Source organism: Spirulina major PCC 6313 (genome assembly GCF_001890765.1).
In the GTDB taxonomy this organism is placed as follows: Bacteria; Cyanobacteriota; Cyanobacteriia; order Cyanobacteriales; family Spirulinaceae; genus Spirulina; species Spirulina major.
Map to the genome: position 1 here is coordinate 2,983,847 of NZ_KV878783.1, position 24,613 is coordinate 3,008,459.

General features: G+C 53.9%; 22 protein-coding genes. 8 read left to right on the plus strand and 14 right to left on the minus strand.

Translation table 11 applies throughout. The features are described from left to right. The first annotated feature begins 360 nt into the window (after nt 1-360). Nucleotides 361-1,512, plus strand: coding sequence for a HetZ-related protein 2 (locus SPI6313_RS13110; protein ID WP_072621408.1), 1,152 nt, complete (start codon nt 361-363; stop codon nt 1,510-1,512). 42 nt (nt 1,513-1,554) lie between these two features. On the opposite strand, the gene SPI6313_RS13115 is transcribed toward SPI6313_RS13110, so the two are convergent. Together SPI6313_RS13115 and lipB are read right to left on the minus strand one after the other, a co-directional pair. Beyond that, complete coding sequence (locus tag SPI6313_RS13115) at nt 1,555-2,751, minus strand: response regulator (RefSeq protein ID WP_072621409.1); 1,197 nt, start codon at nt 2,749-2,751, stop codon at nt 1,555-1,557. A 161-nt stretch (nt 2,752-2,912) separates the two neighbouring features. After that, entirely contained in the window at nt 2,913-3,584 is a 672-nt protein-coding gene (lipB, locus tag SPI6313_RS13120) for a lipoyl(octanoyl) transferase LipB (protein WP_072621410.1), read from the minus strand. Between the two features lie 423 nt (nt 3,585-4,007). On the opposite strand from lipB, the gene hpf reads away from it, so the two are divergent. Further along, nucleotides 4,008-4,634: a ribosome hibernation-promoting factor, HPF/YfiA family gene (gene hpf / locus SPI6313_RS13125; RefSeq protein WP_072621411.1), complete on the plus strand. Its 627-nt coding sequence runs from the start codon at nt 4,008-4,010 to the stop codon at nt 4,632-4,634. Between the two features lie 118 nt (nt 4,635-4,752). Here the strand turns inward: hpf and malQ are convergent, their stop codons facing one another. From malQ to SPI6313_RS13170, 8 genes are all read right to left on the minus strand, one after another. Continuing rightward, nucleotides 4,753-6,255 (minus strand): 4-alpha-glucanotransferase, encoded by a 1,503-nt coding sequence (gene malQ / locus SPI6313_RS13130; protein WP_072621412.1) that lies wholly within the window; start codon nt 6,253-6,255, stop codon nt 4,753-4,755. A gap of 141 nt (nt 6,256-6,396) precedes the next feature. Further along, nucleotides 6,397-6,708, minus strand: coding sequence for an NADH-quinone oxidoreductase subunit NuoK (gene nuoK, locus SPI6313_RS13135; protein WP_072621413.1), 312 nt, complete (start codon nt 6,706-6,708; stop codon nt 6,397-6,399). Between the two features lie 48 nt (nt 6,709-6,756). Continuing rightward, complete coding sequence (locus tag SPI6313_RS13140; protein WP_072621414.1) at nt 6,757-7,353, minus strand: NADH-quinone oxidoreductase subunit J; 597 nt, start codon at nt 7,351-7,353, stop codon at nt 6,757-6,759. 86 nt (nt 7,354-7,439) lie between these two features. Beyond that, entirely contained in the window at nt 7,440-8,045 is a 606-nt protein-coding gene (gene ndhI / locus SPI6313_RS13145) for an NAD(P)H-quinone oxidoreductase subunit I (protein ID WP_072621415.1), read from the minus strand. Nucleotides 8,046-8,071: 26 nt separating this feature from the next. Next, the gene (gene nuoH / locus SPI6313_RS13150; RefSeq protein ID WP_072621416.1) at nt 8,072-9,190 is read right to left on the minus strand and encodes an NADH-quinone oxidoreductase subunit NuoH; all 1,119 of its coding nucleotides are present in this window, start codon (nt 9,188-9,190) and stop codon (nt 8,072-8,074) included. Between the two features lie 161 nt (nt 9,191-9,351). Then, nucleotides 9,352-10,602 (minus strand): response regulator, encoded by a 1,251-nt coding sequence (locus SPI6313_RS13155; protein WP_072621417.1) that lies wholly within the window; start codon nt 10,600-10,602, stop codon nt 9,352-9,354. A 430-nt stretch (nt 10,603-11,032) separates the two neighbouring features. Continuing rightward, a protein-coding gene (locus SPI6313_RS22360) for an IS1 family transposase (protein WP_139276489.1) occupies nt 11,033-11,861 on the minus strand; the annotation gives its coding sequence in 2 pieces (ribosomal slippage) (nt 11,033-11,509 and nt 11,511-11,861; 828 coding nt in all). A 726-nt stretch (nt 11,862-12,587) separates the two neighbouring features. Next, nucleotides 12,588-15,008, minus strand: a complete 2,421-nt coding sequence (locus SPI6313_RS13170; RefSeq protein WP_072621418.1) for a response regulator — start codon at nt 15,006-15,008, stop codon at nt 12,588-12,590. 5 nt (nt 15,009-15,013) lie between these two features. Here SPI6313_RS13170 and SPI6313_RS13175 point away from each other — a divergent pair, with 5 nt between their 5' ends. The 6 genes from SPI6313_RS13175 to SPI6313_RS13200 all read left to right on the plus strand — a co-directional run bounded on the left by SPI6313_RS13175 (nt 15,014) and on the right by SPI6313_RS13200 (nt 22,518). Further along, nucleotides 15,014-15,226 (plus strand): hypothetical protein, encoded by a 213-nt coding sequence (locus SPI6313_RS13175; RefSeq protein WP_072621419.1) that lies wholly within the window; start codon nt 15,014-15,016, stop codon nt 15,224-15,226. A gap of 49 nt (nt 15,227-15,275) precedes the next feature. Next, nucleotides 15,276-15,836 (plus strand): hypothetical protein, encoded by a 561-nt coding sequence (locus SPI6313_RS13180; protein ID WP_139276638.1) that lies wholly within the window; start codon nt 15,276-15,278, stop codon nt 15,834-15,836. Nucleotides 15,837-15,885: 49 nt separating this feature from the next. After that, nucleotides 15,886-16,815, plus strand: coding sequence for a UbiA family prenyltransferase (locus tag SPI6313_RS13185; protein ID WP_217650602.1), 930 nt, complete (start codon nt 15,886-15,888; stop codon nt 16,813-16,815). After that, nucleotides 16,788-19,517 (plus strand): PEP/pyruvate-binding domain-containing protein, encoded by a 2,730-nt coding sequence (locus SPI6313_RS13190; RefSeq protein ID WP_245788767.1) that lies wholly within the window; start codon nt 16,788-16,790, stop codon nt 19,515-19,517. Before SPI6313_RS13185 ends, SPI6313_RS13190 begins: the two co-directional genes overlap by 28 nt. Nucleotides 19,518-19,800: 283 nt before the next feature. Continuing rightward, a complete protein-coding gene (locus tag SPI6313_RS13195; protein WP_072621422.1) occupies nt 19,801-21,348 on the plus strand; it encodes a bifunctional pantoate--beta-alanine ligase/(d)CMP kinase in 1,548 nt (515 codons plus the stop codon). Between the two features lie 243 nt (nt 21,349-21,591). Then, the gene (locus tag SPI6313_RS13200) at nt 21,592-22,518 is read left to right on the plus strand and encodes a polysaccharide deacetylase family protein (protein WP_245788769.1); all 927 of its coding nucleotides are present in this window, start codon (nt 21,592-21,594) and stop codon (nt 22,516-22,518) included. 73 nt (nt 22,519-22,591) lie between these two features. Here SPI6313_RS13200 and SPI6313_RS13205 read toward each other — a convergent pair whose 3' ends face one another. From SPI6313_RS13205 to SPI6313_RS13220, 4 genes are all read right to left on the minus strand, one after another. Next, entirely contained in the window at nt 22,592-22,924 is a 333-nt protein-coding gene (locus tag SPI6313_RS13205; protein WP_072621424.1) for a hypothetical protein, read from the minus strand. Nucleotides 22,925-22,961: 37 nt separating this feature from the next. Then, the gene (locus SPI6313_RS13210; RefSeq protein WP_084669020.1) at nt 22,962-23,390 is read right to left on the minus strand and encodes a hypothetical protein; all 429 of its coding nucleotides are present in this window, start codon (nt 23,388-23,390) and stop codon (nt 22,962-22,964) included. A gap of 96 nt (nt 23,391-23,486) precedes the next feature. Further along, nucleotides 23,487-23,951 carry a hypothetical protein gene (locus SPI6313_RS13215; protein WP_072621425.1) on the minus strand — a complete coding sequence of 155 codons (465 nt, stop codon included), beginning with the start codon at nt 23,949-23,951 and terminating at the stop codon, nt 23,487-23,489. A 210-nt stretch (nt 23,952-24,161) separates the two neighbouring features. Next, nucleotides 24,162-24,584: a DUF4332 domain-containing protein gene (locus tag SPI6313_RS13220; protein ID WP_072621426.1), complete on the minus strand. Its 423-nt coding sequence runs from the start codon at nt 24,582-24,584 to the stop codon at nt 24,162-24,164. Between the last annotated feature and the right edge of the window lie 29 nt (nt 24,585-24,613).

The window sequence follows — 24,613 nt, forward strand, 5'->3', positions numbered from 1 at the left end:
ACATTCCTAAAGATATGCAATTTAGCGATTAGGTCGATGGAACTTGAGCATGAGTAATGTGACTCATATGGGCTAGATGTTAATTATTATGTTGAAGTCTGTCAAGCTAAACGTAAGTTTTTCTTGACGTTCCTTGTATTGGTTGCTGGGTTTTGGTTGGGGGGAAGTGGTGGCGATCGCAGGCCTCGCCATGATTTTGCGAAGAGCACGGACGGCAGGGGAACACCCGGAAAGAATGTCTGATCAGTCTGATCAGTTTGAATCGGTCTGAATCAGTCTGAAGACCGTGATTTAAGATCTAGGGAGAGGGCTGGTGATTATCTCGCAGGTTAAATGAGTATAAGTACTGATAATCTTGACATGACACAGGACACAGTGGCAACAGAGTGGGTTGAGGGCTTGGTGGATCATTGGCGATCGCATCTGGAGGCTGAACACCCGACACTGCGCCTGGCCAAACGTCAGAGTATTGTGCAGTGGCTGCTGGGTGATGATGTGGATCGCCTGTTAGAACTAGATGCCACCTACCGACGGATTACGGCCCAATCGATGGAATACCGCTATCGGATTCTCTGTCAGCGATATTTAAACAAAAGTCCGGGAAAGGCGTATCAAAACCTGATTCAACGTTTGGGGTCATTGATGGTGGTGCGCAACAAAATCCGCACGTGGGTTGCCCTGAGTCGCGATCGCCATCGTGCTGTTGCGGATGTGTTGCAGGAGGTGATTCAGGAAATGCTCAACAGCGATCGCTACCTGCAAACCTCCATTGCGTTTATTGCCCAATGCACCCCGGAGCCAACGCTACGCAATGCCCTGCTGTTGGCCAGCATCGAAGAATATTGCATGCGCCCGATCCGCAACCAACCCTTGCTGGTGTATCGGTTTGTCAATTATCTACGGCGATCGCAACGGGGGGGCATGACCCAAGTGCCCCAAGCCGAACGGATCAAAATGATTTCCGACGAAATCAGCCTCGATGAGGGGGAATCCTCCGTCAGCCTGTTTGATACAGAAGCGGTGAGCGATTACCAAGCGGCGCAGGAATGGGAAGAGCAGCAGGTGACGCGCCAGGCGGTGCAACAGGAATTTGAAGACTATTTGCGGGAGCATGTCGAACCCTTGGCGGTGGATTGGTTGCGGCTCTATTTACAGGGCAATTCCCAAGACGCGATCGCCCAAGACCTGCAACTTCCCGTTAAACAGATTTATCGACTCCGGGAAAAAGTCAGCTACCATGCCGTGAAAATTTTTGCCCTCAAAGGCCGTCCGGAATTAGTGGCCAATTGGCTGCAAGTGTCTATCCATGACCATAACCTCGGTTTAACGTCCTCTCAATGGCAACGGTTTTGGGACGAATTAACCCCACAACAGCAGCAACTAGTTGCCAAGCTCAAAATGTCCGAACCCATCGAAAAAATTGCCAACGATCTGAACCTCAAGAAATCTCAAGTCATGTCAGAGTGGGGCAAAGTTTACCAAAAGGCCCAGGAGCAACGCATCGCAGATTAGTGTTAGGTCAGTTACCTCAGGGCGGGTATGGTGGTGAATGGTCTAGGCGGAGGTAAACCCCAGGGAAGGGTTGATCGGTTGTGTTGGTTTGAGGGGGGCGATCGCCATCGGCTTGGCCAGCAGATATTTTTGGGTGAGGGTCTGTACACCTTCCGTCTTGAGGGGTTTTAAAAGTAGTTCATTGGCCCCCACCATTTTCGCCCGCACGTAGTCCACAATGCTTTTGCTCCCTGTCATCAACACCACGGGCACGTTTTGCAGGGAAGGAACCCGCCGCAAGTGGGAACAGAGTTCGTATCCGTTCATCACCGGCATCACGAGGTCAATCAGGAGTAGATCCGGTTGATGTTGCATGAGGCTGGGCAGAGCTTGCACCGGGTCGGAAATGCAGAGGCTCCGAAACCCTAATTTCGTCAAAATTTGTTCGAGTTGATAGCACGTTTGGGGGCTGTCATCAATGCAGACGATGAGGGGACGATGGGAAATAGCGCGTTGGGTGGCGATCGCGGTTTGAGCGACGGGGGTTTTACAGTCGTTGAGGGCATGAAATTTCATCAGCCCTTGCTTGAGGTAATAGTCTAACAAGCGGGTCACCGCTGCAAAAGACTGCTTGAGGACGACCATTAAATCCCAGATTGTGCGCTGACCGTTGAAGATCGACTGGAGTTTGAGCACCGTTTCGCCAGGGGAGACCTCTCGCTCCGGTTCGATCAGCAAGGATGGCGCACTGTAGAGATCTAGGGGGGTCAAGCCAATGCTGCGCCATTGCGCTTGGGCATCACGAACCTCATTGAAAATGGGTTTGAGGGCTGCGATCGGTAGCGTCACATCTGCACGGGCAATGCTCTCCATTTCCCATCCCCCTTTCCATTGACAATTCACCTCGGATTCAAGGGTCATCGCCACCAGAATTTCAGAGAATATCGACTCAATGATCCGCTGTGCTTTAGTAATACTGAAGGTCTGTTCCGTGACCCCTTGGAGGAGGTAGTAGTATTCCCAGGGTTCTTTGGGTGTGACGGGGATGTTGGGCATCGTACAGTGATGCTTTTTGATCGCCCGTTGCCAGCGTCGCACCCGATGCTGAGGATGGATGGCGTAGGCGATCGCCCCTTGATAGATATAGACACAGCATCGCTGCTGGCGAGTTGTCAGGACAAGTTGACCCGTGACCGCTTTTTGCTGAAGCGTAGTGAGAATTTGGTAAACCTTGATCAGGGCAGTGTGATCAACCGTCATAGTGACAACTCACCGTTTATTGAACAAAAACGAAGTTGGCTTAAGTTTAGATACGAGTTGTGAAAATGTTGTGAAAGTATGGCCCCGCGATCGCCATCCAGCCGGATCGCGATCGATCTAGATGAATCGATAGTCACTCCCCCGATCGCTCCCCAAGGGCTTCAGACTACCGGTAAACCCACCTGGGGCAGAAGGCGACAGTGAAAAATCTGCTCAAAGGCGAGGATCACCTGGGCCCGTACCTGCGCCATGGTTACCTCCGGCACAAACTGCACCAATGATCCCACGGCGCGATCGCGAATCCCACAGGGCACAATCTGCTCAAACCCCGCTAAATCCGGGCAGACATTGAGGGCAAACCCATGCATCGTGATCCACCGCTTCACCTTGATGCCGATTGCTGCCACCTTCACCCCCTCCACCCAAACCCCCGTTAACCCCGGAACCCGCTCCCCCTGTACCCCAAAAGCGGCCAAGGTTTGAATGATCACCGCTTCCAATTGGCGCAAATACCAATGGAGATCCGGCTGATGGCGACAGAGATTCACAATGGGATAGCCCACCAACTGCCCCGGACAATGGTAGGTCACTTCGCCGCCGCGTTCGGTGCGATGCAAAGCAGCAGGGCTTTGGGCTGGGTCAAACTTGAGATGGTCTAAGGTGCTGCCGGTTCCGAGGGTATAGACCGGCGGATGTTCGACTAAGAGGAGTACATCGGCAAGGGCAGGATTATCTAAGCGGGCTTTGAGGAGCGCTCGCTGCCACTGCCAAACCGTCGGATACTCCCAACAATCCAGTAGGTAGAGGTAACAACCGGGTAACGAGTCCGTCATAAGCGTGAAGATGGAAGCGGCATCTTGTCAAGGACTATCACAGGATGCAAAGGATGGTAAAGAGAAGTCAAGAGGTTACGTTCTCCAGAATACAAAGTGCTAGGGTAAAAGTATAGAGATCAATCATTAAGGAGTAAGCCAGAGTCACCCTTAAGGATATTGAATCATGGTTGCAAAGTTGAGTTCAATCGTGATGATGAGGTTAGCCTCTCATGAGCATCGTTCCACTCATTCATCCTTAAACGTTGGCACAGTAGCAGCAAAAGAGGTCAAAACATCACAACCCCTCGGATGATCCTGTTACTTCACGACTGTTGATCGGAACGCCTGTATAAGTTTTTACTGTCGTCCACCTAGTCCATATTTAAATTTAATTTACTAGACTGGTTCGACTTCCATCCTACACAATGGAGTAGTTCAAATATGAAGCTTTTAATCCAGGGCAATAATATTACTGTTACGGATTCGATTCGTGATTATGTGCAACAAAAGCTGGAGAAAGCTGTCAAACATTTTCAAGGTATCACCACTACGATTGATGTGCATCTTTCCGTAGCGCGTAATCCCCGCATTAGTAACAGTCACTCCGCAGAGGTGACGGTTCATGCCAATGGGACGGTGATCCGTGCGCAAGAAAATAGCGCCGATTTGTATGCCAGCATTGACCTTGTTGCAGATAAGATCACGCGGCAGCTTCGCAAGTATAAAGAGAAGCACCTGCATAAAACTCAATCCCAGCCGAAAACAGCAGTGCGCCTTGATGAGCAGGTTTTAACAGAAGACCTGATTGGCGATCGCGCTCCGGAACTGCCGGCAGAAGTGGTGCGGATGAAGTACTTTGCGATGCCGCCCATGTCCGTTGAAAATGCCCTGCATCAGCTTCAATTGGTGGATCACGACTTCTATGTGTTTCTCAATGAAGAAAGCAATGAAATTAATGTGATCTACAGTCGGAACCATGGCGGTTTTGGGGTGATTTCTCCCCGCAATGGTAACCATGCCAACAATGGCAAAGCCCCCGCTGATTCTGCATCCCACATCAACGCATAACCCAGCGGCAGAGGCATCCAAAAAAAGGAGAGCGATCGCTCTCCTTTTTTTGGGATTACATCCAGATTACCCCGCAATCCCATGATCTCAAAGTATTAGATCATAAGCATTCAGCACATTAGGGCAGTCGAGCGTAGAGTTCCGTCATCCGTCGGAGGCGATCGCGCAACTCCGGCTTCAGCATCGACTCTTCATAACGCCAACCCCAATTGCCCTGGGCTGCACTGGGCATATTCATCCGCGACTCTGTGCCCAAGCCCAACACATCCTGCAACGGATAGATGGAAATCTGACCCACCGAACTCATCGCCATCCGAATCATCGCCCATTCGATCGGCTCCGGAGGTTCTCCACCGAGGTAATCATAAACCCGCTGCTTGGCTTCCTCGTCGCGGGCATTAAACCAGCCCACCGTCGTATCGTTATCGTGGGTTCCCGTATACACCACACAGTTTGAGCCATGGTTAAAGGTCAAAAAGGGATTACCGGGCCCCGAATCAAAGGCAAAATGCAGCACCTTCATCCCCGGAAACTCGAAGCGATCGCGCAGGGCTTCCACTTCGGGGGTAATCACCCCCAAATCTTCGGCGACAATCGGCAACTCACCGAGATCCGCTTTGAGAATCTCGAAAAATTCCGCCCCAGGAGCTTCCACCCATTCCCCGTTCGTGGCTACCGTTTCGCCCCCGTCCACCGACCAAAAGGACTCAAAACCTCGGAAATGGTCAATCCGCATCAGGTCTACATAGTTCAGCATCCCTTCAATGCGATTCACCCACCATTTAAATTGCGTCTGTTGGAGGACTTCCCAGTTGTAGACCGGATTGCCCCAAAGCTGACCCGTCGCACTGAAGTAGTCCGGGGGAACACCAGCCATTTGCGAAGGTTCGCCCGTGTCGGGATCAAGACAAAAGATATCCGGGTTCGCCCACACATCAACGCTGTCATGGGCAACATAGATCGGAATATCTCCGAACATCTGCACTCCGTTGTCGTTGGCGTATTGCTTCAGGGTGGACCATTGTCGGAAAAATTCCGACTGCATATATTTATGGAAAAAGATTTCGTCGTGGAGTTGCTCTTTGGCGAGGCGGAGGGCTTGGGGATCGCGGTTTTTTAGGGGTTCGTCCCATTGATGCCAGCTTTTCCCGTTTTGGGCGGTACGAATGGCCATGAAGAGGGTGTAGTCATCGAGCCAAGCGGCTTGGGCTTCGCAAAATTCGGTAAAGACTTTTTTCCGCTCTGGGGTTGCTTTGCTGAAGAAGGTATGGCTGGCTTTGCGCAGTAGGGGCAGTTTGATCTTGATGGCGGCTTCGTAGTCCACCTGGTAGGGGGTGAAGGTGGGCAGATGGGCGAAGTCTAGTTCACTGAGGAGGTTTTCGGCGACGAGCCATTCCAGGTTAATCAGCAGGGGGTTCCCGGCTAGGGCGGAATAGGACATGTAGGGAGAATTACCGAAGCCGGTGGGGCCGAGGGGTAAGACTTGCCAAATTTGCTGCCCGCTGGCGGTGAGGAAGTCTACGAAACGATAGGCTTCCTGACCGAGGTCACCGATGCCGAAGCGACCAGGAAGGGAGGTGGGATGGAGGAGGATGCCGCTTGCTCGCCGCGAAAATGCCATAGCGTTTCTAATGATGTGTCGATAGTAGCGCGATTCTTTTGCACTGTACGGCCTGATCCGTTGAGAAATCAAGGATCAGGCCGGAATTGGGGGGATATGGGAGGGGTGGGGGTGCGATCGCCCTGCACGGAGTTCACCGATTTACCATTTGAGCAGGTTAAATTGCTCCATGTCCACGGTGTCACGATTGCGATAGATGGCCAAAATGATCGCCAGGCCCACAGCCGCTTCAGCAGCAGCCACGGTGATCACAAAGATCGAGAACACTTGCCCCTTAATCCCCTCTGGATCGAGAAAGTTAGAAAAGCTCATCAAGTTTAAGTTGACCGCATTGAGCAAAAGCTCCACAGACATCAAGACGCGCACCACGTTCCGGCTGGTGACGAGACCATAAATTCCGATGCAGAACAGAGCCGCTGCTAACAAAAGGAAAAATTCAAGTTGAAGTTGCATAAATCCAAAAAAGAAGTCGAGGGTGTATGAAGCGGGAAGGGGTCGGGGTTAGCGATCGCTAGCCGTACCCGTTAGCTCCCGTGGCCGTTCCGGCAAGGTGAGCGCATCTTGGGTATCCGTCGCCATCTTCTCAGGAATAAAATCACGACGTGCCAGGATAATCGCCCCCACCATCGCCATCAGCAACAGCACAGAGGCCAATTCAAAGGGCAGTAGGTAATCACTAAAGAAATGCTTGCCGATTTGCACCACAGTGCTAGTCAGCACCACAGTGGTATCCACCACCCACGGTGTTGCCAACACCATCGTACTCAGGAGCGCAAACAGCCCCACGCAGACCAACGCCGTTGCCCCCTGTCGCAGCCATCGATTCCCCACGGGTTTGAAGGCTTCCTGCTTATTCACCAACATGATGGCAAACAGAATCAGCACATTCACCGCGCCCACATAGACCAGAATCTGCGCAGCCGCCACGAAGTCAGCATTGAGCAACACGTAAAGGCCTGAAATACAGAGAAAAACACCACCCAGCAAGAAGGCGGAGTAGACAATTTGGTCAAGGAGGACAACACCCAAGGCGGCAGCAATCATCAAAATGCCTAAGAGGGCAAAGGAAATCAGTTGAACATCTTCTGCTAAATTCACGCGAAATTATCTCCTAGAGGGGGTCGATGGGGGTGGGGGCATCGCAGACGACACCGCCCACAGAGACGGGATATCGAGGGCAGGGCTTAATCGCTTTTGTCCGTGTCATCAGGGCTAGGCTGGGCAGCGATCGCTTCAGGCCGTTGACCCGCTCGCTGCGCACCAGCCGGCAAATCATGGCCATCCACCACGCCCTTCGGCAGATAGGCAAACTCTCGAATCGGGGTCACCATCGGATCTTGCGTCACCTTGTAGGGCAAGCGTCCGAGGGCGACGCTGTCGTAGTTGAGTTCGTGGCGATCGTAAGTTGCCAACTCATACTCCTCCGTCATCGAGAGGCAATTCGTCGGACAGTATTCCACACAGTTCCCGCAGAAGATACAGACCCCAAAATCAATACTGTAGTGATTGAGCTTTTTCTTCTTCGTTTCTTTATCAAATTCCCAATCCACGATCGGTAAATTAATCGGGCAAACCCGCACACAGACTTCGCAGGAAATGCACTTATCAAACTCATAGTGAATCCGACCCCGATACCGTTCGGAGGGGATGAGTTTTTCGTAGGGATATTGCACCGTAACCGGTCGCCGCTGCATATGGTCAAAGGTAACGGAAAGACCCTGACCAATGAACTTTGCAGCTTGAACCGTCTCTTTGGCGTAGTCCCCGACTTGTTTGAGAAAGTTAAACATGAGGTTTCAGGGTAGGTAAACGAACATTAGCCACCAAAGGCCACCGGAAACACCAGCTTGAGACCAGCGGTGAGCAAAAGATTAACCAACGCAACCGGGAGTAAGAACTTCCAGCCAAGGTTTAACAGTTGGTCAATGCGCACACGGGGGAGCGTCCAGCGTAACAGGACCGCCAGGAAGACCAACACGTAGGCTTTGAGGATGGTCATGATGATCCCCAAGGATGCCGTCAGCATTTGTAACCAGGGGGTGGTTTCGCTGACTCCGAGCCAACCGGCGAGTTGATCGAGGGGAACGGGAAATTCCCAGCCGCCGAGGTAGAGGATGGCGACGATTAGAGCAGACAACACGAGGTTAATGTAAGACCCCACATAGAAGAGCGCAAATCGCATCCCAGAGTATTCGGTTTGATACCCAGCGACGAGTTCTTCTTCGGCTTCGGGAAGGTCAAAGGGAAGCCGTTCGCATTCGGCTAAGGCTGCAATCCAGAAAATCAGGAATCCCACCGGTTGCCGCCAGATATTCCAGCCCAAGATGCCGTAGCCGGATTGCTGTTCGACGATGTCGATGGTGCTGAGGCTGTTGGACATCATGACGACCGCTAACACCGCCAAGGCCAGGGGAATTTCGTAGCTGATCGACTGGGCAGCGGCGCGGAGTCCACCGAGGAGTGAGTATTTATTGTTGGAGGAGTACCCGGACATCAGCAGGCCGATGGGGGCAATGCTAGAGAGGGCGATCCACAGGAAGATCCCGACATTGAGGTCGGTGATCAAGAGGTTTTGTCCGAAAGGGACGATGAGATAGGAGAGGATGACGGGAATCACCACCAAGATGGGACCGAGGGTAAAGAGCCACGGGTCGGACTTGTTGGGGGTGACATCTTCTTTGAAGACGAGTTTAAGGCCATCCGCAACGGGTTGTAGGACACCGAGGGGGCCGGCAAATTCGGGGCCAATCCGTTGTTGTGCCGCTGCTGAGACTTTGCGCTCTAGCCAAACGGTGACAAGGACTCCGACGACGGCTCCGATGACCACGAGCACCATTGGAAGGGGTATCCAAAGGGCACGGGCGACATCCTGAGGGAGTCCGAATTCGGTCAGAGTCTGGATAAAGCTTCCTTGCAGATCGATTCCTGAATTCATGGATTTCAGCCGTTAACAGCGTTAGACGCAGGGATAATTCCTGCCGTGATTACTGATTATTCAGTATATCGTGGGACGTTGCCTGGTCTGACGTGAAGTGAGGGCGATCGCAAATATCAACCATGAGTTTGGCTAATCGATCCCAGTTGTTCGGCAACCGGTTAACCAAGACCATGTTTCGTTAAAATCCCCAAGACCTTCGGGCCATTAATCGGCTTACTCAAAAAGTCCGTCGCCCCCACCACCTTGGCCCGCACCCGATCCACTAAACCATCATTGCTGGTCAAAATCACCACCGGCAAGTCTTTAAACTGACCCACCCGGCGAATTTGGCTACAAATTTCATAACCGTTGGCAATGGGCATCATGAGATCGAGTAACACAAAATCCGGCTTCTTCTGCAACAGCGTCGGCAGGGCCTGCACCGCTTCTTGAATCCAGATCACCTCATAGCCTGCATTTTGGAGTAAGTCTTGGAGAGCATGACCGATTTGGGGGCTGTCATCAATGCAGATTACCCGGCCTTTGGAGGGGACAGATGCTTTGTCGGGCCGGGTCTCGGTGCGGGGTGGGAGGGCGGGATCGGGTGCGGCCTGGGGGGCGGGTCCAGGGATGTCGTTAACTTCGACGAGACCGATGTAGTGTTTCCGAATGTAGGGCAGGAGGGATTTTGTGATGCTAACTACATCACGTTTGAGCAAGATGGCAATATCCCGTAGGGTGCGCTTGCCGTTGACCAGTTCTGCCAGTTGTTGGTAGACCTTGGGGGGGGTGGAGCTTTGGAGGTGACCGTGTTGTTTGATGACGGGGGCAAGGTTGGGCGAACAGAGGGCGAGGCCGGCTTGGGCCCATTGCTCCCAATCAGCTTGGGCAATATCGAGGGCGGCGTCAATTTCCACAGTCCAAGAGCGCGGCAAAATGGCGGTGTCAGCCGTTGAGGGACGCACACCGAGGCGGGGTGTGATGCTTAAGGGTTCGGTGGGGTTGCTGGGGTGGGCGGGAGATTGTTCGACGGCATCCCCCAGGAGCGCGAGTTGGAAGGCTTGGGAAATTTCAAAGAGCACCTCTGTGACGATACCGTGAATAATTTGCATGACGGTGTCGGTGTTGGCGAGTTGGCGGGTGGCCAGCAGGGTGAGAATTTGGTAGTCCCAGCATTCAAATTGGTCGTTTTGGCGGACTTTGATTTGTTGGGCGGTTTGGGTGAGTTGGTGGCTGAGGAGTTGTCGCCGCCAACGTCGCATGCTGTGGGGGCCCCCGGATGCCCAAGCGAGACGACCCAGGGCTAGGTAGAGACTCCAGGTTTGGTTGGGGGCAATGGTCAGATCAATGCGTCCAGTGAATTGATGACTCTGGAAACAGGCAAGTTGCGATCGCAATTGACCAGTACCACCCCTGGACGAATTCTCCATAACCTGTGCTACTTCGGATGGATGAGATAACGAGCCAGAACCTCGCTGCTGTGTCATAACAGGTACAGGGGAAAGAGAGCAAGTTGAGGACGCAGGGCTAGTCACAGGACAACAAGATTTGAGGCTGACGTTTAAGCTGAAGAATTAAGTAGTTTTAATTCCTTTCGTTACTAATTTTAACGCTAAAATTCATCAACCTGTCAAAAAGAAAGTAACGATATGTAAACATATCGTAATATTCATATCTCTTAATGTTTTCGCTTTATTCGTTCGACCGCGTGATCTATCAACAACACTATTTCTGTGAGGATTTCAAAGCCAAGGATGAACAGGTATCTAAGCTTAAAATGAGGTCACATTGAAACGGGATTTTTGCGGTCTCAGCGAACACCTTTTTCCCTGGGTTGATAGATGATTAGACGGTAGTGCATTAGATTATTGTGGGGAAGGAGAGGATATCCTGCCAACTCCAGCGATGGTCAGTCAATCCTGCTCGTTGTGCCGCCGTGCTCTTGTAGCGACTGTGCTGCCAGATCCAGTTGAAATAACTCACCACTAAACGCACCGTCACCTTTGTCTGCTGCCACAGTTTGCCAAACTTGTTCTGTCGTCGATGCCACCTACCCGTCTGCTGCCTGATAATTCCATTGGTACGCTCCAACCGTTGCGTTTGGTCTTTGCCAATGTAGTGCTCAATTTCCAGCGGCAGTACCCGCTCATATCCTCCCCAGTTGTCACTATTCCATTGCTGGCAATGGGTCTTTCCCTCCGTGCTCACCACCAGTTCTTCAATCAGTTCATCGGTGTGTTTCCCCACTCGTGCTGTCAAGATTAACCCGCTCGAATCTGCCAAACTCATCGCAATCCAGCAATCGCCTACTTCAACTTCTTCGGGCAAGCATTGTTTGTTTTTTTTTCACGAATGACCACATCTCATCAGCACTCACGTCCTCCGTTTCCACGCCCTGCACTTGGTCGTTATGAACCAGCAAAGCTTTAGCACTGGCGGCACGAATAATACTGACCACGGTGTTATAGGCTAATCCGCTGATGCGGCTGACTCCTCGCAAGCTAGTGCCTTCACTGTGGGCTTGAAGTACTTGCTCAATCTGCTCCGGAGTAACATGGCGATAGTAGTAGAGGGTGTCAAAACTCTCGGCAAAGGTTTGCTGGCAGTGAGGGCAGAAGTAGCGTTGATGACCATTGGGCATTTTGCCGTGTTTGTGGGTTTTGGGATGACCGCAGAGCCGACATTCCATAGTTTTAGTGCAGTGGTAACGATTCCTCTACTTTACCAAACCCACATCATTTTGACGCACTACCGATTAGACCAATGTCCAAATCAGGTGTAACCCTTCTATCAGCTAATCGCCATTTAAATTTCCAGGGCGATCCACTTACAGCAAGGGCTTCAGGCTCATTGACATGCAGTTTAGATACTGATTAGCTTCACCCTTCTATAGCAAAACTTTGGCAATGTTATAGGTCAATTTACTGTGATCCTCGTTTTTTGAGCCGTTTATTTGCTCAGATCAGGCCACAGGACTCAGGCTGTTTCTGGGCAAGATATCTGCGATCGCAAGATTGTATTGAAAAGAGAAGAGTACCCCGTAGTAAAGAGAATGGGATGGGGCATAAACCCAATTGAGCAATAGGGCAGGTTCTCCACCCAAAGTGTTTTTTTTAAAGAACACAAGATGGGGTTATCGCTGTGAAATTCCTATGAAGTTATGGCGGGGTTTTACAGGGATAAATTGTAATTTTCATCAAATCTTTACAGTGATCTGGACAATGTTATGAGTTTTTGGGAGAGGGGCTGGGGCTGGTTGACTGACAAAGTTAGCCAGATCCCGGAAAGCTCTCACCCTAGGGGAGAGGGAACTGGAAAAATGGATCGGCTCCCCTCGCCCTCTGGGAGGTTGGGGGTGAGGGCTATCAAGTCAGTCAACCAGGGGGCTGGGGTTGTGATCGGGGGGCGATCGCCCTCATGCTTCAGCGGTGATCTGCTGGTCAAGGGTGGCTTGATAGAGTTGGGCTAAGGTAGTGCCGTCGTCGGGATAGAGAGATAACCCTGCGGCCACGCTGACGGGAAGAGCGAGTTGCCCTTCGAGGAGAAAGACTTCATGGGAAAAGAGGTGCATCAAATCTTGAGCGGCTTGGATGCCGGTGGGGCGGGTGATGCCGTAGAGGCCAATGATAAATTCGCCGCCGCTCCACCGGGCGACGATGTCTTCGGGGGAACAGGTGTGTTTGAGGAGTTGACCGAAGCGTTGGAGGATGCGATCGCCCACATCATGGCCATAATCGCAGTTGATCTGCTGGAGGTCTTGGATAGTGAGGGTGATAAAGCCAATGGTCTGATGTTCTTGGGTGGCACAGTGGAAAAACCGCTGAAAATCCTGCTCCGAGCGATAGCGGTTCGCCACGCCGGTGAGGGGGTCTTTTTCGGTGAGGTCGCGGAGCAGGCGACTGCGTTCGAGGCGGTTAAAAATGCGGGTGACGAGTTCCGGCTCGGTGACGGGTTTGCAAATGTAGTCATCTGCACCAAATTGATACATTTGCTGGAGGGTGGTGCGATCGCGGCTCGCCGACAAAAAGACAATGGGCAACTGTGACCATTGGGGATCATTACGCACCACTTGGCAGAGTTCCAAGCCATTGATATAGGGCATATCCACATCCAATATCAGCAGGTCGGGCGACACCTGCTGGAGGGTTTCCCAAAAGTTGCGCGGGTCGTTGAGGGTCTGGACCTCAATCCGCCATGGGGTAAGCATCGTGGTCAGGCTGTCCAGCAAAATCTCATCATCATCGACGGCTAAAATGGTCGCTTCGCAGGCCGTTTGCTGCTGGAGGTGCTGGGTAATGATGCCCATCAGTTGCACCGGTGCAATGGGTTTGACCACAAAGCCCGTCACCCCCAGACGCGCCACGGAAACACGGTTATGAAAGGTGTTTTGAGTGGTTAACACCAGGGTGATCGGCGGTCGTTCTAGGGCGCGGAGATGTTCTAGGATGACCAGTCCGGCGGTTTTGGTCCTAGGAAACGTGAGTTCTAGTACCACGAGGTCGGGAATATGGCCGGTGAATTGGGGGTTTTGCCATTGTGTGATGGTGGCGATCGCTGCCTCGCAGGTCGCCACATAGTCTAGATCGAACGGCCATTGCTGGGCTTCCGTTTGCACAGCCTCGATGTAGGGGGTGTCGGGGTCGATGATTAAAACATGGGGCGATCGCTCCGTCGGAATCGCCCGTGGGGTGACGGGGAGGATCGGGGCAGGTTCCGCCACGACTGGATCGGAGGGGAGTAGCTCAGCCAGGGCGGTGAAACTAGCGCGGAGGGATGGGGCTGGGGGGGCGATCGGTTCCTTGAATGCCTGTTCTAACTGTCGGGCGAGGTCTGACCCGGCGGGTAAACCAAACATCCCCAACGACCCGACTAATTTATGGGCTTGGCGTTCTGCATTGAGGCGGAGGTTTTCGTCTAACTTGCCCGCTTCAAGGGCAGCGATCGCCGCCTCTAGCACCGCCATCCGGGCCAAAATCGGCTCCCGAAACTGCATCCATAGCTTTGTGATCGCCCCTTGCAATGCCGCCGCCTTTGCTGGATCAGAGGGGGGTGCAGGCGCGATCGGTGGCGCAGGCGCGATCGGTGGTGCAGGCGCGATCGGTGGCGCAGGCGCGATCGGTGTGGCCACTGGACTCGACCCCAACGACTCAGCCTGCACCATGTCCGGCAACGCCTTCAAACAATAGCCCACCCCATACACCGTCTCAATTGCACCATCCGCCCCCACCGCCTTCAACTTGCGCCGCAACCCCTTAATATGGGCCCGCACCGTCTCCTCCCCCGGCGGATCATCAAACGACCACAAATGCTCCAGAATCGCCCCCTTCGTAAACACCTGCTTTGGGTGGCGCAAAAACAACTCCAGCAAGTTATATTCCTTCGGCGACAGCGTCAACAACTGCTCATCCCACTTCACCTCACAAGCACTGGGGTCAAGCTGCAACGGCCCCCAGGTCAAAATCGGCGCACTTGAATCACTCTGCCGCCGCAACAAGGCCCGAATCCGCGCCAACAATTCAGGAATCGTGCAGGGCTTCACCACATAGTCATCCGCCCCCGCATCCAATCCCACCACCTTCGACTCACTACAATCATTCGCCGTCAACAACAAAATCGGACTATTAATCTGCTCATTGCGCAGCCGCCGACACAAATTAATCCCATCCAGTTTCGGCAAGCTGACATCCAACAACATCAGGTCGTAGGTAAAACTTTGGGCATAGTCCCAGCCTTCTTCACCGTCGTAGGCCGTATTCACAACATAACCCTGCTGACTCAGCATGGTGCTAAGGGTTTCTGCCAAAACGTGATCATCTTCAACCAGTAATAAGCGCATGACATATGAATGAAATCAGCGTGTTGATCATCGGTGCGCAATCCCCTCGGCTCCTGCCCCATTATCGCAAGATTCTGGAGTCTCACGATCCCGACTTCTGGACGGTATTGCTTCTTACCCTTCAGACGGTGGGACGACAGGACAGCATGACCCATGATGACGATTTTGGCCTAGCTTCATCCGGTTATCTAACGCCAGGCAGAGGATCAACGGGATAATGTGGATCATCACCCATGGGGTCTAGAGTGACAGGAAGGAGGGCAACACATGAACAAATCATTACAGGTAGGACTGGGGTTAACGATAAGTTCCGTGCCAGCACTGTTGGTGGGGGTGGGAGTGACGCTCATGGGCGCGACGCTGCTGGTTGGGACTGTTCAGGATGCTTTAACGTTGATTGGCCTGTCCATTGTCTGCACGTTTGGGGTCAGTCTGGTGGTGTGGTTGCCGCTCTGTTGGTTGGTGGGTCTGGTGGTGATTTGGGGGCTGATTTTGGCATATTGGCTGATCCATCGCCTCTGGGGGATCACAATCCCCTGGTTGGAGCGTCGTTTTCCGGAGGATTCACGACTCCGATCGCCCTTGAGACTCGGAGCCGCGATCGCATCTTCCCCCAGCGATGAGGCCGAGAATCCCCATGACTCCAAGCCAACAACGCCCACCCTCACCCATGGCCAACAAGCTTTAAGCCTCTACATTCGCCAGGCCTTGGCTAAAGGGTACAGCTTAGATAAAATTCATCATCGGTTACAGCACGAGGGATGGACACCGAGGGATGTGGAGGCGGCTGAAGCGTCGATTCCGGAGTTGACCGCCGAACGAGGATAAACCGCAGGATGGAGCAAGGTAACGCAGCAGGGTCGAGTCACGGGATCAAATGGCAAAACAACAAATGGTAGAAAATTTGGGATGGCAACGGTGGTGGATTTACCAGCAGGAGCGGTTTCCGGTTGTGAGTAACGGCATTCTGATTGTGATGTTTAGTAGTGCGATGGTGAGTTATGGGGCGGTGGTGCAGGGGGCAGTGCCGACGGTGCGATCGCAACTGGTGGCCTTCATTATTTTCTTTCTGGCGTTTCTCCAATTGCGAATTGCCGATGAATTTAAAGATTACGAGGACGATTGCCGTCATCGCCCCGAACGGCCCGTCCCCCGTGGTTTGATTCACCTCACAGAATTGCAATATCTCGACTGGGCGACGCGCTTAATTCAGGTGATTTTTTCGGTGAATTTAGATCCCAAACTCGTGGTCTTGTTGGCCTTGATCTGGGGCTATCAGTTCCTGATGCAGCGGGAATTTTTCCGGCGCGATTGGCTCAAGCAACACCCGGCGCTCTATCTCCTCAGCCATAATGTGATCCTGCCGATCTTGGGTCTTTATGGCATTGCCTGCGGTGGGTGTTCGGGGGCGGGGGCGTTTCCCTGGGCGGCGTTGTGGTTGTTGCCGGTGAGCAGTTGCCATGGGGTGGTGATTGAGGTGGGGCGCAAGGTGCGATCGCCCCGCGAAGAACGGCCCGGCGTGGAAACCTATACGGCCCTTTGGGGGCGAGAAAATGCGCTGCTGGTGTGGTTAATCGCCGTTGGGGGCGGCGGTCTCACAACCTTGCTCGCGGCGTGGCAACTGCCCACGGCCCAAGGCACGGCCAGTTTGTTATTAATCGCGGGCGGGGTGATCTGTTGGTTGGCCTATTTGTTTTTAAACGCTCCGTCCCCCCGCAGTGCAAAATTAATCTATCTCGCCTCGGCCCTGTGGGTGCTGGTGAGCTATAGCTGTTTGGGATGGATGCCCTTGGTGGCGGCGTTATGAAATATATTGTCCAACTCACAGAACGGCCTGTGATTGCTTTGATGGGGCGCAAGGCCAGTGCGATCGCCCGTCTCGCCCAACAGGGGTTTCGCGTCCCACCGGGTTTTGTGGTCACACCTGCCGCCTTTTGGGATAGCCTCACCCGTGATCAAGAAGACCAACTGCGATCGCTCTTCCCCCAGTCCCCCCACACCGCCACCACGCTGCAAACCCTCTTGGCCGATGTCCTCCCCAGTGAGGTGGTGCAGTATGAATTACTCCAGGCGATGGCGGCGGTGTTTCCCTATGGGGGACAGTTTGCGGTGCGATCGTCGGCGTTGGATGAAGATGGTGTGGAGCGATCGCTGGCCGGTCAATTGCACACCTCCTTAAGCGTGGCGGCGGCGGATCTTCAGCCCCAAATCGCGGCGGTATGGCGGTCGGCCTATCAAAACAACGTGCTCCTCTACCGTCATCGCCAAGGCCAAACCGATCTCCCCCAACCCCCGGCGGTTTTGGTGCAGCAGATGTTAAACCCGGTGGCGGCTGGGGTGGCCTTCGGGGCTGATCCGGTGACGGGGCGGCGTAATTTGGTGATTATCAATGCGGTCTATGGGCTGGGGTCGCTGTTGGTATCCGGGGAAGAAGATGCGGACACCTTTTATCTCAATCGCCAAGGGGATATTTTGCAGCGGCAAATTGCCCGCAAACCCCAAGCCCATTACCCCAATCCCACGGGCAAATCGGGGGTGTTTGCCCAGGCGATCGCTCCCGATCAGGTGACAGAACCGGCCATTAGCGATCGCCAAGCCCAAGCGATCGCCGCCCTCGTCCAACGCACCGGTCAAGAATTCGGCCTACCCCAAGATATTGAATGGGCGATCACCGACAACGGTCAACTGTACCTCCTCCAAGCCCGCCCGATCACCGCCCTGCCCACTCCCCAAGCCCCTAGCGGCAGCTATCGCCTTTGGGACAACAGCAACATTGCCGAGAGCTACAGCGGTGTCACCACTCCGTTAACCTTTTCCTTTGCGCGGCGGGCCTATGAGGAGGTGTATCGTCAATTTTGCCGCTTGATGGGGGTGAGTCAGAGCCGGATCATCGCGAGCGATCGCACCTTCACGACGATGATCGGCCTGATGCAGGGGCGGATCTACTACAACCTGCTCAGTTGGTATCGGGTGCTGATCTTGCTGCCGGGGTTTCGCCTCAATCGGCGGTTTATGGAGCAAATGATGGGGGTGAAAGAATCCCTCCCGGAGGAGATTATCACCCAAATGGCCGGGAAACCCTGGTGGCAAGATGGGATTGAATTGGTGCGCACCCTCTTCGGTTTGGGCTGGAATGCAATCCTCTTACCCTGGACAAAATACCGCTTCTATCGCCGCCTCGATCGCGCCCTTGGCCCCCCGCAAACCAGTTTGTACCAACGACTATTACGCCAAACACCCCCACCGCCGCCCCGCCTCGACCAACTGGCCGCCGATGAATTAGTCGCCCATTATCAAGACCTAACCCGCCAACTTCTGCCCCGCTGGGATGCGCCGATTGTCAATGATTTTTTGGCGATGATTTGCTATGGTGTGCTCTGTCGGTTAACCCAAACTTGGGGCGGCGATCGTGACGGGATCTTACCGAATCTGCTCCTAGTCGAACAGGGGGCGATGATCAGCACGGAACCGGCACGACAATTGCGGGAAATGGCCCGCCGGGTGGCCCGCGATCCTGACCTGATCACCACGCTGCAACGGGACACGCCGACGGCGATCGCCACCGCATTAACCAAACATCCAGAATTAGCCGCCGCCTATCACCAGTATCTCGACCAATTTAGCGATCGCTGCCTTGATGAATTAAAACTCGAAAGCCCCACCCTGGCGGAAAATCCCCTGCCCCTGTTGCGATCGTTGGGTGCGATCGCCTCCCAAATGCACACCGCTCCCACCCCTGAAGCCACCACGTCCCTGCCCCCGCCGGAACTTCTTCACCTGCGCCGCCTCCTCCGCCGCAGCCCGTTAAAACGCTTGATTTTTGCTGGGGTCTTGCACCAAACCCGCGCCCGGCTGCGCGATCGCGAAAATCTCCGGTTTGAGCGCACCCGTGTCTTTGGTCGCGCCCGCCAAATTTTCCTCGAATTGGGTAAACGCTTTTTCGTGTTGGATCTGCTCCATCGACCCGACGATATTTTTTATCTCAACGTTGAAGAAATTATCGGCATCTTAGCGGGAACGAGCACCTGTAATCGGATCAAAGGTCTTGTGGCCCTGCGTCGTAGCGAATTTGAGCACTACCGGGAAACCCCGCCGCCGCCCGATCGCTTCGCCACCTACGGCATCCCCCACGGTGGCATCAATACCACCAACACGGCCCGCCCCCCCTCCGGTTCCGTCCAACAGGGCCTCGGCTGTTCACCGGGAATTGTGCGCGGCGTGGTGCGAGTGGTGCGCGATCCCCATAGTCTTTTGACCCAAGAGCAGCCTTTAGCACCGGGGACGGTGTTGGTGGCAGAACGCACCGATCCCGGTTGGATTTTGTTGTTTCCGGCGGCGGCGGGGCTATTGGTGGAGCGGGGGAGTTTGCTGTCCCATGCGGCGATCGTGTCGCGGGAGTTGGGGATTCCGGCGATTGTGTCGATTCCGGGAGTGACGCGCTGGCTCAAGGATGGCGATCGCGTCGAATTCAACGGCAGCACCGGACGAATCGAACGCCTGCGGGATTAGGCGATCGCCCTATCCCAACTCCGATACGCCCCAAAAGAGCTAGATAAAGATAGTGATCTAGAAGCTCACCCTACAGAGGGTCAAGACAACAACGCTAGGGAGTGTGAGCCTCTGGCTCACTCATTCACAATCTAACCTCATTGGTGATCTGACCTCAGTGGTCCGCTGTGGGTTCATTGAACCAAATCTGGTCTTAAAACAATGCCAGCGTTTTTGGGTTGGAATCTCAAGGGGGGATACCCTATACTGAGCGGTTTGTAATCAATGATGAAAGGGGGTTATTGTGCGCTTGCTTCAAACGATCGCGGGTCTACGGGCTTATCTGGAACAGCAGCAACCGGGGCAATCCGTGGGGCTGGTTCCCACGATGGGCGCTCTCCATGCGGGACATCAATCCCTGATCGCAGCAGCGCGGGCGGAAAATGATCTCGTGGTGGTGAGCATTTTTGTCAATCCGCTTCAATTTGGCCCCCAGGAAGATCTCACCCACTATCCCCGCACCCTAGACACCGATTGTGAGCAGTGCGATCGCCTCAAGGTCGATGCCGTCTTTGCCCCCAGCGCCGCAGAAATGGGCATCGATGCCCACCAGAGCGAACCCACCACCGTCCAGCCCCCCACCGCCATAATTACCGGCCTTTGTGGTGCGCAACGCCCTGGCCATTTCCAAGGGGTGGCGACGATTGTGGTGCAGTTATTCAACCTTGTCCAACCCACCCGCGCCTACTTTGGCCAAAAAGATGCCCAACAATTGGCGATGATCCGCCGCATTGTCCACGATCTCAAACTGCCCGTGGAGATTCGCCCCGGTGCCATCGTCCGGGAACCGTCGGGTCTCGCCTACAGTTCCCGTAATCAATACCTGAGCGCAGGCGATCGCGCCCAGGCCGCCACCCTGTGGCGCAGTCTCCACAATGCCCAAACCGCCTTTCAAGCGGGGCAACGTGGGGCCCAGCGGTTAATCGCCCAGGTTCGGTGTGAATTAGCGACGATTCCCAATAGTACGGTGGACTATGTGGAACTGGTCGATCCTGAAACCCTTGCACCGTTGGAGCGGGTGGAAGCGGCGGGATTGTTAGCGATCGCCGTTCGTCTCGGCTCCACTCGTCTGATTGATAACATCGTGCTGCGACAACGGCGGCCGATTATTGCCATTGATGGCCCGGCGGGGGTGGGTAAATCCACCGTGGCCCGCCAATTGGCGCAGAATCTCAACCTGCTCTATCTCGACACCGGGGCAATGTATCGGGCGATTACCTGGCAGGTGTTAGCCGCAGGGATTGACGTGACCGATGCCGTGGCGATCGCTGAACTCGCCAGCCATGCCCAGATCCGATTCCAGGCCGATCCTGAAGGGGGACAACGGGTTTTCATTCATAACCAAGACGTGACCCAGGCGATTCGTTCCCCCGATGTAACCTCCCGCGTGTCTGCGGTGGCCAGCCATCGCGCCGTGCGTCAACAACTCGTTCACCAACAACAGCAATGGGGTCTACAGGGGGGGATCGTGGCCGAAGGGCGCGATATTGGCACGGCGGTGTTTCCCGATGCGGAGGTGAAAATTTTCCTCACGGCCTCGGTGGCAGAACGAGCGCGACGACGGTGGGTAGACCTCCAACAGCAGGGCTACGAACAGGATGTAGAAACCGTTGAACAACAGCTTCAAGAGCGCGATCACATCGATAGCACCCGCGAAACTGCCCCCCTCCGCCAAGCCGAAGATGCGATCGCCCTCTGTACCGACGGGTTAACAATCCCTGACGTAATTACACGGATTACTCAGCATTACGAACAAATTTGTAAACCTTCCCCAACATTCCAAATGATTTAGGGCAAAATAATAAACTTTCCGGATATGATCGGGGGCAGAATGGGCATTAAGACAAGTAGCGTGACTAATCATTCACCACGTTATTTCCTCAATTGCCTAAACGATTGCTACGTTTGATCTTCTCCATAATTAACCACTTTATACTCCGTTTACCCCGATCTTAGTGTGAGTAGCTCAAAGTCATCCCCATCCCTATGGCAGCGGTTGAGTCCATCAAGAACACGCCGTGTTCTTAGTATTACTTTGGCCGCATCTAGCATCAGTCTTTGTGCAGGGCTGAGTATCCCTGCGGGACGTGCCGCTCAAACCTTCGTGCGTGGTTCTACGGACTATAGCGGTTTGACGAGTACCTTCACGGAATTACCCACCTTAGCCACTCAAGCCTGGAATCAAAAGTTACTGACGGTAGCCCAGGCAGAGCAGGCGAAAGATTTTGCGGTTCCGGCTCAATTCCAAGGCAAAACGATTCGCTCTGTGCCCTTACCCAGTGGCAAGAAAGTGATCGCGTTAACCTTTGATGATGGCCCGTCTGAGAAGTACACCAACGATATTCTGTATATTCTGGAACAGCACGGGGTGAAGGCGACATTTTTCCTGTTGGGTCGTAATGTGCAGAATTTTCCGGCGCGAGCGAAACAGGTTCACCTCAAAGGTCATGCGGTGGCTAATCACAGTTGGAGCCATCCCTACGCGAAACAGTCTCCGGCCAGTTCCGCGTCTCAAATTGACAATACGGATGTGTGGATTGAACGGGCAACGGGGGTCAAGCCCAAGTTTTTCCGGCCACCGGGAGGATATTTGCATACAGGTTTGGCCCAATATGCGGCCCAAAAAGGGCAAGTGGTGGCAATGTGGTCGGCGGATTCCAAGGATTACTATGCGTCGGCTCCGAGTATGGTGCAGCGGATTCTCAAGGAGGCGACACCGGGGGGAATTGTCTTACTCCACGACGGCGGCGGCGATCGCACCCAAACCGTGATCGCTCTTCCCACGATTATCAAGAACCTCCAACAACAGGGCTATGCGTTTGTGACTCTGCCGGAATTGTTGACGATGCAGGATGAGGAAATGAAGGCGATCGCCGCTCAAAAAGCTGCCGAAGCTCAAAAAGCCGCCGAAGCCCAGCAAGCACCCCCACCACCGGCTCCCCAGGCTGCTCCTGCACCCTAACAACCTTCAATAACCCCACTATCAGGAGCGATCGCACTGCGATCGCTCCTGTTCTGCGACAAGATGAGCCGCGTTATTCCTCGCCCGCGTCGGTTTCGGCAAAGTCGGCGGGATCGTACCAGGTGGCAATAGGGCGGAGTTCTGGAGGGATGATGGTGTCGTAGGGAAATTGGAGATTGGTTTCCGAGAGGCCAAGATAACCGGCGGTGGTGAAGCTAGTCAGCAGGCGTTCCAGGGCGACCCAGACGATCGCATCATATTCCCATTTCCCGGCGCGGGGGGCGTAGCAACTAATCGAGCGCAACGCCCAGAAATAGGTATTACGCACCACTGACCCCTGTTTTTGGTATCGGGGCAGGTCGGCGGCATGAATGAAGAGAATATTATCAGCGATCGCAGCTCGCATCGTTATCGTTAACCCGTCTCACATCAAGGGCATCGGTTCACGGTTGCACGATTCGTTCAAGTTGACGAATATTGCTCGCTCGTCCCACCACTGTCCCCGAACGCCGATCCAAAACCACTAACATTTTGCCCGCAAACCAAGCCCGCCATCCGGGTTGAGTATAGATCCAGTACCCGTCTTCTGTGACACTTTTTTCACAAAAGCCCAACTCAGCTAAGGCTTCATCTAGCCCCGTTTGCGCTTTTTTCGCACTGATAAATTGCAGGGATAGGGTGCGGCTGCGGTTCATGTAGAGTCCCACAACCCCGGTGCAAAGACCAATAATCAAGCCCAATTGTAGGGTGGCGCGATCGTTGAAACCCAGCCCCAATTGATAGGCAAACACCACATCAGCGAAAAGGGTGGCGGTGGCGAAGTAATACAAAAACGTGAGCGGGGCGCTGGGGCCTTTGGGAATCGTTGCCATGGGATTGGGGTGAATCTGCCCTGAAATTCTACCGTGGATTGCTTCGGCTCAGTCAAGCCGGCGTGATTGCTTGATCTGGCGGTGAACGGGTGAAAATTAGTCTGGCGATTGGCAGCTAGCGAGGAGGGCGCGATCGCTGTCCTGAACCGTTTCAATCGGATGAAAACCGACAAGGTTCAGTTGACGCTCTAGGGACGGTTGGGTACTCGCCAGGACAGAGGTTTGAGAACGGGCGATCGAATAGATGAACGATTCGCCACTGTGGTGATCCACCATATTGAGGGCAAGGTGATCGGGGTGGGCGGTGGCGGTGAAACAGTTGTAGTCGGAATTGAGTTGATACACCACCCCCGATAATTTGCCTCCATCCACCGCCAGCAGTAGATAGGTGGTGTTCAGACGTTCGCGTTCCATCTGCTCACCGTAGAAATAGGTTCCCGTGGTTAGGAGTGGAGTAGCTAGGGGGGATGGGTTGGGCGCATGGATGACTTTGCTGGGTTTTTCGAGGGTGGCGATCGCCGCTGGAACCGGACCGCCCAGATTAATCCAAGCCCCTAACATGAACAGAATTGAAGATAGACAAGAACGCAACACCATGATGCAAACCCTTGGGACGGTAGAGGTAAAAGACTGACAGTGAACTTCGGCTGGTCTGCCAAGCTCAGACCTTGTTGATCGGACGTACGCCAAAATAGAATCAATTGATACAGATTTAATCCTTACTCCAGTGTATCCGAGGGTTTTCGCTAAAAAAACAGCTTAATCTCGCAATTAGTCCGCCAAACTGAGGGTTTTTGCTTCGCTCACCCACTGTTGTACCTCGAAGATGGTGGGACAGAGGTCACGCCGTTGGAGGGTGGCGACGTGAAACCGCAAGAGTTGCGCGTGGAGGCGGTGGGCGGGGGTTTGGCTGAGTTGCTGAACCGAGGCGATTCCCCCATGGAGGAGTAAGCCGCAATGGACACAGCCCACCGTGGGGAGACGAGCTAGATCCGCCATGGCTCGCCATTTGCGGAGGGATGGCAGGGGGATGCCAAGGCGGTGGGCGATCGCAGCTTGCTGCGGGGGAGTGCGAGAAAGATCCAGTAAATCTACCGTTGTTTTAATACCAGCTGTATGCATCTTATTGGCTTCAGCAAGGGGTAATCCTGGCAATTGTTCCACCGCCCAAGTACAGCTTGAAAATGAAGCCATGCATTCCCCCTGCTTTCCAGATTGATATG

Bases quoted from the DNA above. Each gene is read 5' to 3' on its own strand.
- SPI6313_RS13205 (WP_072621424.1), bottom strand. From the start codon at position 22,924: ATGCGAGCTGCGATCGCTGATAATATTCTCTTCATTCATGCCGCCGAC.
- hpf (WP_072621411.1), top strand. From the start codon at position 4,008: ATGAAGCTTTTAATCCAGGGCAATAATATTACTGTTACGGATTCGATT.
- ndhI (WP_072621415.1), bottom strand. From the start codon at position 8,045: ATGTTTAACTTTCTCAAACAAGTCGGGGACTACGCCAAAGAGACGGTT.
- SPI6313_RS13210 (WP_084669020.1), bottom strand. From the start codon at position 23,390: ATGGCAACGATTCCCAAAGGCCCCAGCGCCCCGCTCACGTTTTTGTAT.
- nuoH (WP_072621416.1), bottom strand. From the start codon at position 9,190: ATGAATTCAGGAATCGATCTGCAAGGAAGCTTTATCCAGACTCTGACC.
- SPI6313_RS13185 (WP_217650602.1), top strand. From the start codon at position 15,886: ATGGCAAAACAACAAATGGTAGAAAATTTGGGATGGCAACGGTGGTGG.
- lipB (WP_072621410.1), bottom strand. From the start codon at position 3,584: ATGACGGACTCGTTACCCGGTTGTTACCTCTACCTACTGGATTGTTGG.
- SPI6313_RS13220 (WP_072621426.1), bottom strand. From the start codon at position 24,584: ATGGCTTCATTTTCAAGCTGTACTTGGGCGGTGGAACAATTGCCAGGA.
- SPI6313_RS13155 (WP_072621417.1), bottom strand. From the start codon at position 10,602: ATGGAGAATTCGTCCAGGGGTGGTACTGGTCAATTGCGATCGCAACTT.
- nuoK (WP_072621413.1), bottom strand. From the start codon at position 6,708: ATGCAACTTCAACTTGAATTTTTCCTTTTGTTAGCAGCGGCTCTGTTC.
- SPI6313_RS13175 (WP_072621419.1), top strand. From the start codon at position 15,014: ATGAATGAAATCAGCGTGTTGATCATCGGTGCGCAATCCCCTCGGCTC.
- SPI6313_RS13180 (WP_139276638.1), top strand. From the start codon at position 15,276: ATGAACAAATCATTACAGGTAGGACTGGGGTTAACGATAAGTTCCGTG.
- SPI6313_RS13170 (WP_072621418.1), bottom strand. From the start codon at position 15,008: ATGCGCTTATTACTGGTTGAAGATGATCACGTTTTGGCAGAAACCCTT.
- malQ (WP_072621412.1), bottom strand. From the start codon at position 6,255: ATGGCATTTTCGCGGCGAGCAAGCGGCATCCTCCTCCATCCCACCTCC.
- SPI6313_RS13115 (WP_072621409.1), bottom strand. From the start codon at position 2,751: ATGACGGTTGATCACACTGCCCTGATCAAGGTTTACCAAATTCTCACT.
- SPI6313_RS13190 (WP_245788767.1), top strand. From the start codon at position 16,788: ATGGATGCCCTTGGTGGCGGCGTTATGAAATATATTGTCCAACTCACA.
- SPI6313_RS13110 (WP_072621408.1), top strand. From the start codon at position 361: ATGACACAGGACACAGTGGCAACAGAGTGGGTTGAGGGCTTGGTGGAT.
- SPI6313_RS13215 (WP_072621425.1), bottom strand. From the start codon at position 23,951: ATGTTAGGGGCTTGGATTAATCTGGGCGGTCCGGTTCCAGCGGCGATC.